The organism is Vibrio sp. 2130-1 (assembly GCF_033339515.1).
In genome coordinates this window covers 1-882 of the sequence record NZ_JAWOUT010000136.1, presented here as the reverse complement: position 1 = coordinate 882, position 882 = coordinate 1, and the positions used below count along the sequence as shown (strand labels likewise).

General features: G+C 39.1%; 1 pseudogene. It reads left to right on the top strand.

The window, feature by feature from the left end:
- Nucleotides 1-406: 406 nt before the first annotated feature.
- A pseudogene (locus tag R7Q09_RS24730) lies at nucleotides 407-882 on the top strand (GGDEF domain-containing protein); the annotation flags it as partial.

Below are 882 nucleotides of genomic sequence, written 5' to 3'. Positions count from 1 at the left end.
AGAAAAGATGAGGCATTAACCAATAGCGAGTTATCGTGAAGTCTTAGGTCAAACGTAAACCAGTAAAGCCCTATTTTCTTTTTCAAAAAACGTCCTTAGGCGAAGAGCTAAATGTACTGATTTGTTTTACGCTCGGCATCGCAAGCGGATCATCCGTTCTTACTAACTACAGCGCTTTCCATGCTCTTTGCATGAATCGTGAACATAGGAGCCAAATCGTATTTCCACCCTCAATCGTTCACTTTTTAAACCACAATTTTATAAAATCAAATTTCAGATTTATGAATATCACCGCTATTTGCTCATTTTTTTATATAAACCAAGCAAAAATGATAAAAATTAAAGCGATATTAGTTAATATCCGGTAATCTAAATCCAATTCCATTTTGCTAGTAACATCGCAGAAATGACTGACGAGTTTAAGAAATCGACCGCTAACTTAAAAAAAGCGGTGCCACTAATGATCAAAAATCATGTAGCTGCCACCCCCGCAAACTACGCGCTTTGGTATACCTACGTAGACAAAACCATTCCAGAACTCAATTTTGAGATGGACGAAGTGTTAGAACACTATGGTATTTGTCCACCAGCAGCGAACAAACAGCTTTACAACAACTACGTGGCCAGTAGAGCAGAAACCAGTTTAGAAGATCTCAAAACCAACGTAGAAGTGCTATTGCATGAAGTGTCGAGCTCCATGAGTGATACTTTGTCAGATACCTCTTCTTTCTCTGCGATGGTCGATAAAAGCTTCAACAAATTAGAAAAAGTCGAAGACAACAGCTTGAGCATCGAAGAAGTGATGGTGGTGATCCGCCAACTCGTTGCTGAATCTCATGAGATTCGCCACTCAACTAAATTCTTAAACCGTCAACTCACCAA